Source organism: Microcystis sp. M49636_WE2, from assembly GCF_030065375.1.
Lineage (GTDB): Bacteria > Cyanobacteriota > Cyanobacteriia > Cyanobacteriales > Microcystaceae > Microcystis > Microcystis aeruginosa_C.
The window spans coordinates 1-6,393 of sequence record NZ_JASJFG010000433.1 but is presented as its reverse complement, the minus strand read 5'-3'; the positions used below and the strand labels follow the sequence as shown (position 1 = coordinate 6,393).

The window sequence follows — 6,393 nt, the reverse complement described above, 5'->3', positions numbered from 1 at the left end:
GATAATCTCTAATTCCCCGCGTTTATTGACCCTTTCTTCTTCCCCGATTAATTCCTCGGTGACAAAAGCATCGAAAACGCGACCGCGCCAAAACCCCCCGTAGGGAAGACGACGATAGGTATTATTGCGAACACTGGCCCAGTAAACCGGACCCCAGAGCCAATATAAACCGGCGATAATGTCGAAAATCAGTTTAATCGTTAAACCACCGGGGCCGAATAAATTACCGATTAACCAAGCTGCGGTGAGAGCGATGATAGAAATGAATAAACGGCGCAGAAAATCAGACCATTTACCCCAATAGTGAGCGTACTGGGGGCCGGTGGCGATAATAGGGACAATTTGCTCGATCGATTGACGGGTAAGGGGAACCAACATTATCAGTTATCGGTTATTCGTGAACGGGTAGGCTCTAGAAGAGGACGTTTACCTTTCATTTAGGTGCGCTATATCAGTTATGACAGCATTTCTCATAACTAGATGAAGTGTAACCTAATTTGGTATCGACGACCGACTTCCCAAAAGGAAAACTTTGTACCTCACCACTAAGATAAATGCTATAGTTTTGGGTAATTGTCTATCTGTTGGTCGCCATTCATACCATCGCTAAAAGCGCAGGACTTCTGGCGAAATTTCAGTTAAAAATTAAATCCCGCAAGAAGTCCAATGAAACAATCTATAATAAAATCAATGCTGTTTTGTTCCCAAAGACTGCCACCATGACTTCTTCCCCGGTTAAATCCTTAAATTCTCAGGCTGTAACCACGCAACATTTACCCCCGTTAGAAAATGGGGATCGCTTAATTCGTCCCGAATTCGAGCGCCGTTATCAAGCTATGCCAGGATTAAAAAAAGCCGAACTTATCGAAGGAGTTGTGTATATGGCATCCCCATTAAGGTTTAAATTTCATGCTGAACCCCACGGACGTTTAATCACTTGGTTGGGAGTTTATCAAGCTGCTACCCCCCAAATACAAATGGGTATTGAGCCAACAGTTCGCTTGGATATAGACAACGAACTACAGCCGGATGGGGCGTTATTAATTAGTCAAGAAAGCGGGGGAAAATCAACCCTAAGTGTAGAGGGATACCTAGAAGGATCGCCGGAATTAGTGGTAGAAATTGCCGCTAGTAGTGCCGCCATAGATTTAGGGGATAAAAAACGTGCTTATCGACGCAGTGGTATTCAAGAATACCTTGTTTGGCAAGTATTTGACCAAAAAATTGATTGGTTTAATTTAGAAAATGGCGATTATATTTCTTTGTTACCCAACCAACAAGGGGTGATTTGCTCTCTAGTATTTCCGGGTTTGTGGTTAGATATTTCAGCCATGCTCAACGGCAATATGTCACGGGTGTTAGACATCTTAAAAGCTGGAATTAACTCGGTAGAACATCAAGAATTTATCCAAAAGTTAACTGCAGCGCAGTCGGGGGAAGCTAAATGAAACCTCCAGCTATTCTCATTTTAGGAGAAACCAGTATCACCGTTGCTCGTCAAGTGCAAATGGCCTTACCTGAAGCAGTGGTTTATGGGTTAATAGATCGTACCCATTCAGCTGATTTTACCTATACTAATTTTGGCGAAACGGTGCGAGAATTTTTCCAGACGGGAACGCCAATTATTGGCATTTGTGCGGCGGGTATTTTAATTCGCACTTTAGCACCTTTATTAACTAATAAATGGCAAGAACCGCCTGTATTAGCAATCGCAGAAGATGGCAGCGCCGTAGTGCCTTTGTTGGGGGGTTTACAAGGGGTTAATGATCTCGCTCGTCAAATTGCCTCGGTTTTGCAAATTTCCCCCGCAATTACCACCACTGGTGATATTAGATTTAAAACGACCTTATTATCGCCACCACCCGGTTATCAGTTAGTTAATCCCGATGATGCTAAGAAGTTTCTGTCCGATTTATTAGCCGGTGAAAAAGTAAAATTAATCGGTAAAGCGGACTGGTTAAAAAATAGTAATTTACCAATTTCATCAGCTGCAAAACTGAGCATTGAGATTACCGATAAAAATAACTTAAACTTAGCAAAACCTAGCAGTGACTGTTTAGTTTATCTCTGGGAAGAAAGCCCGCAAATTAAGGAAAAATCCAGTTTACCTCTGGGGGATTTTGCCAACGAAAGTCAAGGTAAATTAGCCATAGTCGGAACTGGACCGGGGGCGCTAAATTGGATGTCGCCAGAAGTTCGAGAAGTGTTGGAAAAAGCCACGGATTGGCTGGGTTATAAAACTTATTTGGATTTGGTAGAATCCCTGCGAACACCAGAAATTGTCCGCCATGAATCGGATAATCGGGTGGAACTCGATCGCGCGGAAATGGCCTTAGATTTAGCGGCTAAGGGGCGATCGGTTGTCTTAGTTTCTTCCGGAGATCCTGGAATTTATGCCATGGCCGCGGCCGTGTTTGAGGTATTAGAAAAAAAAGCAAAACCGGCATGGGATGCGATCGCCATTCAGGTCTGTCCGGGGATTTCGGCCATGCAGGCGGCGGCTGCGAGGGTTGGCGCACCTTTAGGCCATGATTTTTGTGCGATTTCCCTATCAGATATTCTCAAATCTTGGCAGGTGATTTCTCAGCGTATTGAGTTAGCAGCCCGGGCAGATTTAGCGATCGCATTTTATAATCCTGTGTCTCAAGAGCGCACTTGGCAATTAGAGAAGGCAAAAGAGATTTTATTACAATGGCGATCGCCGCAAACTCCCGTGGTATTAGCGCGTAATTTAGGACGAAAAGGGGAAACAGTGACGGTGAAATTCCTAGAGGATATGACTATTAACGATGCGGATATGCGAACCATAATTTTGATCGGATCTAGTAAAACTCGCCTGATTGAGCAGGGTAAAACCAAGCAGTGGGTTTATACTCCACGTCACTATTAGGTAGTCGTGCAAAATTAATTTCTTGGTTGGAATAGGCAATCGGCAAGAGATATTTACAGATATCTCGTTGCAAGGATTTCCCTTGTAACGCGGGGAAGGAAGGAAGATCCTCACTTTTCCCATTGCAAGATGGAACCTTGGCACGAGACAAGAGAATCCGGCAATTAATTCTCCTGTTGAGGGGGAGTCTGCCGAGAAGCGTCCCATCGAAAGGACTTAGTATATAGTAAAAACTTTCAGGGTGTTTTGCTTGACTACTGAAATGGACTTGCTATCAGAACAATAAAAGCTTAACTTTCTTTGCGCGATGCTAAATAACAAACTACAACTTCTCTTAACCAGGGTAGGCCCATGGGCCGTTGCTGGTCTGCTCGGCGGTTTGATCGGTTCTCTGGCCGCGGTACTGCTGACTGAGGCAATTAAGCAAACCCTCAGAATTGCCTCTAACCTAGGCAACGTCTGGCTACTGCTGCTGCCTCTGGTGGGCGTTACCTTAGCAGTGCTAGTCCTGTTTGGACTGGGTAGGGGCCAACCTGTGCAGATCTTAGCTCCCCGGGATGCCACTGCCTCTGGCCGCTGGGGTTCTCTCATGGCCTGGTACTCCTTCCCCCATGACATTGCTCGCGCCGATCTGACCGGTGACGTGGTGAACGCATCCGGTGCCGAAGAGCGCTTCCCCTGGAATCTAGCACCGTTGCGGGCCCTGGCCATTCTCTCCACTGTTGGACTGGGTGCGCCCATGGGAACAGAATCACCGGCGGCTCATATTGGCGTGGCGACGGGAACTTGGTTAGGCAGCATAAATCCAGCCTTGGGTCAACTGGTGCGGCCCCTGGCCATCGGTGGCGGTGCGGCAAGTGTTTCTGCCCTGATGGGAATCCCTCTGGTGGGCAGCTTTTTTATGTTTGAGTTGAGTCAGCGACGTCAGGTTCCGATCACCCCGGAGCGGGCAGCGGCGATGTTAGCCGGGGGACTGGTGGGATGGGGGGTCAACGCTGCCTTTAAGCTGCAACTGATCCGGCTGGTCGTGCCGCAGGTTGCCCCGACTGACTTCGGGGATGCGGTGGCTGCCACTTTGTTGATCGGAGCGATCGCTGGCACGATTACAGCCCTCACCGGTGAGGCGATCTACTGGGCCAGAGGCTTGCGGGACAGGCCTGGCACTCGTCTCCTCATTGGTGGCCTGATGATGCTGTTCTTGGCGATCGTGATCGGACAGGTGGCGACTCCAGCAGCGGCTTTTGGACCAGGGGGAGCCGCTATCCTCTGGGCCGAAAACACTGAAACAACTCCTTATCACCTGTTGGCAGTAGCTCTGCTCCGGGCTGCGGCCACTACCGCTGCGGTTTTAGCTGGGGGCTGTGGCGGCGTGTTTGTCCCTTTTCTGGCGATCGGCGACCTCACTGGCCGGGTATTCGCCACTACCTTTGAGATTTCTGGGGATCTGGCCGGTGCGGCGGGGGCAGCGGCCGGTATTGCTGGCGGCTATCGCCTACCTCTGACCGCCGTGGCGATGGTACTGGGGGTGGGTGGCCCGGGGGCAGCCCAGCTAACCTGCCTTGCTACAGTGGTAGTCGCTGCCCTTTCGGGATTGGTGGCCGCACGGGTAGCCAATCAAATCTCTAGTTCCCTGCGGGCAATGTTCCGCTAGAAGCCACCGTCAGGGGAATTACCGTGATATCCAGAGGGTGCAAGTTCTTTGCGCCCCTACTTTTGGGATTGCCGCCCAACGCAATCTACCCGATCAGCGATCGCATTAAATACGTTTTATTTACCTCAATAACTCTGTTGCTTCTTTTAAGACTTGAGTAATTTCAGGTTTGTGACAACTAATTACATCGTTTGGTAAATGCTTGTGATGGGGAAAAGTAGAAATATTGGGAAAGTGAGGGGTACTATCATAGCGAAAAACTAGGTTGTTTTTTTCATCTTGGAAATGGTAACGATAATCTAGGAATTCTAAGTAATTGTCTGTGATTACTATAGCTTCGTTTATTTCTAATAAATGGATCTGCTTGAAACGCAACCCAATTCTTAAATTAGCTCTTTGTGATGTCAGTACTTCTTCTTGATAAGGTTCTACATAAGCATTTTCACACTGCACAATTGCTTGCTCTACCTGATTGAGGTAATCAGATAAAAGTTTAAGCAGCATGATTTAATCTTTGTTCTAATTCTTGACGCAAAGCAAGGTAATGACGATAATCGTTTGCCCATTCTATAAATATTATATCATCTGACAATATTCCCTGATTGTATTCGTTATAAAAATCTTCGGAATCCATTTTATGTTGGTTCTCATAGACGCTAAGTCGCTTGGCAACAGCAATCAAAGCATCTAAAGATGATGTATATTGAATGGTCTGTTTACGCATTTTTCTTTTACTCTAAAATAATGATATTTTGATTATAAACGATCGCGCTCAAACAAAAACATAAATCGTAGGGTGCGAAGCGCGAAAGCGTAACGGACTAATTTAATGATAAAGTTGGTGCGTGGGGCGCAGATTGTTAATTTTGGTTTTTTAACAGAAGTTATCGCCACCTAAAGCACCCTACAAGATCAGCGATCATACTCAACTTAATATCAACAGACTTTCTGTTTCACTATCAAAAAATTCAACAATAATTAAAAAATAAACTCTTAAAATTTCGATAATCTTTGCAGTGGAACTATTGCCAATACGAAGATAGATAAATTTGGGTGGATGACCATATAATAGACTGCGCTGATGAAAATCGGCATCTTTAGAGACAATTACAAAATCGTTGAATTTGGCAAATTCCCAGATAAGTGCATCATCAGTATTTATCATTCCTAAAGTCTTAACGTGCTGAGAATCAGCATATAAATCAATTATTTTATCAATAATCCGATCTGACAAATTTTCATCTAATAACAGTTTCATAAAGAGGTGATAAATAATTTTTTCTCTCGATCAGCAGCAAAAGCCAAACAAGCTTTGATATCCTCGGAAGTTAATTCTGAAAAATCCTCAAGAATTTCTGCTTCTGTCATTCCTGCTGCTAAATATTCTAGAATATCGTACACAGTTATACGCATTCCTCGAATGCAGGGTTTTCCGCTGCGTTTTCCAGGTTCAATGGTAATAATGTTTTGGTAACTCATAATGCTTTAATTATTTGGACTTTCCCAATTATATCTTATTTGATGACAGAGATCGCACTCCACCCCACCGACAAGAACGATCACCCTTTAACTTCTTACCACTCTTAGGGTGTAAAGTGCGAAAGCATAATGCACCAATTTAATAATAAATTTGCTGCGTGGGGTGCGGATTGTTAATTTTGGTTTTTGATCAGAATTAGTAGCCGCAAACACGCACCCTACAAAATTAGCAGATTAGCTATCTTAATCGGGATTTCTCCAATCTCTGAAATTACTATAGTAAAGAAATTCTTGAAAACCTTCTTTGATTTTAGCATCTACATCCGTTCTAGCTAATATTGTTTCGATAATTGCTCCTATTTCCGAGTCAATT

The 6,393-nt window shown here is 44.9% G+C and carries 8 protein-coding genes; 3 read left to right on the top strand and 5 right to left on the bottom strand.

Translation table 11 applies throughout. From position 1 onward, the window contains the following. Nucleotides 1-378, bottom strand: a 378-nt coding sequence (locus tag PX484_RS10440; RefSeq protein ID WP_502882723.1) for a DUF8619 family protein, incomplete at its 3' end; no start/stop codon positions are given. Between the two features lie 341 nt (nt 379-719). Between PX484_RS10440 and PX484_RS10435 the strand changes: the two genes are divergently transcribed. The 3 genes from PX484_RS10435 to PX484_RS10425 all read left to right on the top strand — a co-directional run bounded on the left by PX484_RS10435 (nt 720) and on the right by PX484_RS10425 (nt 4,541). Further along, nucleotides 720-1,448: a Uma2 family endonuclease gene (locus tag PX484_RS10435; protein ID WP_287764626.1), complete on the top strand. Its 729-nt coding sequence runs from the start codon at nt 720-722 to the stop codon at nt 1,446-1,448. Beyond that, nucleotides 1,445-2,890 (top strand): precorrin-3B C(17)-methyltransferase, encoded by a 1,446-nt coding sequence (gene cobJ, locus PX484_RS10430; protein ID WP_287764624.1) that lies wholly within the window; start codon nt 1,445-1,447, stop codon nt 2,888-2,890. The genes PX484_RS10435 and cobJ overlap by 4 nt, the downstream gene beginning before the upstream one ends. A 307-nt stretch (nt 2,891-3,197) precedes the next feature. Further along, a complete protein-coding gene (locus PX484_RS10425) occupies nt 3,198-4,541 on the top strand; it encodes a chloride channel protein (RefSeq protein ID WP_287764622.1) in 1,344 nt (447 codons plus the stop codon). 120 nt (nt 4,542-4,661) lie between these two features. On the opposite strand, the gene tumE is transcribed toward PX484_RS10425, so the two are convergent. The 4 genes from tumE to PX484_RS10405 all read right to left on the bottom strand — a co-directional run bounded on the left by tumE (nt 4,662) and on the right by PX484_RS10405 (nt 6,020). Then, the gene (gene tumE, locus PX484_RS10420) at nt 4,662-5,045 is read right to left on the bottom strand and encodes a toxin TumE (protein WP_002804002.1); all 384 of its coding nucleotides are present in this window, start codon (nt 5,043-5,045) and stop codon (nt 4,662-4,664) included. Then, the gene (tumA, locus tag PX484_RS10415) at nt 5,035-5,265 is read right to left on the bottom strand and encodes an antitoxin TumA (RefSeq protein ID WP_002804003.1); all 231 of its coding nucleotides are present in this window, start codon (nt 5,263-5,265) and stop codon (nt 5,035-5,037) included. The genes tumE and tumA overlap by 11 nt, the downstream gene beginning before the upstream one ends. 201 nt (nt 5,266-5,466) lie before the next feature. Continuing rightward, nucleotides 5,467-5,799 carry a DUF5615 family PIN-like protein gene (locus tag PX484_RS10410; protein ID WP_287764619.1) on the bottom strand — a complete coding sequence of 111 codons (333 nt, stop codon included), beginning with the start codon at nt 5,797-5,799 and terminating at the stop codon, nt 5,467-5,469. Further along, on the bottom strand, nt 5,796-6,020 hold the full coding sequence (locus PX484_RS10405; RefSeq protein ID WP_002745983.1) for a DUF433 domain-containing protein: 225 nt from the start codon (nt 6,018-6,020) through the stop codon (nt 5,796-5,798). The genes PX484_RS10410 and PX484_RS10405 overlap by 4 nt, the downstream gene beginning before the upstream one ends. Between the last annotated feature and the right edge of the window lie 373 nt (nt 6,021-6,393).